Genomic DNA, 555 nt, shown 5'->3' with positions numbered 1-555 from the left:
GTGGGTGGGCGGTGAGTTGGTAGGCGGTAGCGATATTATTCTGGAACTGCATGAATCCGGCGAATTGGCCGGCATGGTCAAGGCCGCTCAGCCCGCTGAGTAAGCTGTTTGGCTGAAAAGAAAGCCGCACTCAGGTGCGGCTTTTTTGTGTCCGAAAAAAAGCCTGGGATTACCTTGAAAGGATTAGCGGCTGCGCCGCTGGACGAGATGGAACTCGTCCTTCCCAGGTAGGCAGCTGCGTGGCGGCGTGTTTTCGCACATTCGGCCCGTCTGGCGCGGGTTTCCCTGGGATGGCCGGTTCCATCCCGGCCGGCGGGCACTACCTGACACTAATGAATCAGAGTCCGCTAGGCACTAACAAAGAACGGCTGCGCGCCGCTGGCGACGAAATCCGGGTTCTCAAAGCCGCGCTTGCCATAGCCCAGTAGCGCACCATCAAGCGTCTGCACCTGGCCGCCCGCCGCGCTCAACACGGCATCACCGGCAGCAATATCCCATTCCATGGTGCGTCCCAGGCGCGGATACGCATCTGCCTTGCCCGCGGCGATCAGGCAG

1 protein-coding gene is annotated in these 555 nt (G+C 60.9%); it reads right to left on the bottom strand.

What is annotated here, in order from left to right:
* Window positions 1–347 precede the first annotated feature (347 nt).
* The coding region (locus tag V7756_RS19025) for an inositol monophosphatase family protein (protein ID WP_335611766.1) at window positions 348–555 on the bottom strand (208 nt) is incomplete at its 5' end.

Source organism: Halopseudomonas sp., assembly GCF_036961105.1.
Lineage (GTDB): Bacteria > Pseudomonadota > Gammaproteobacteria > Pseudomonadales > Pseudomonadaceae > Halopseudomonas.
The sequence above is the reverse complement of the archived record's forward strand: the minus strand, read 5'-3'. Positions and strand labels throughout refer to the sequence as shown.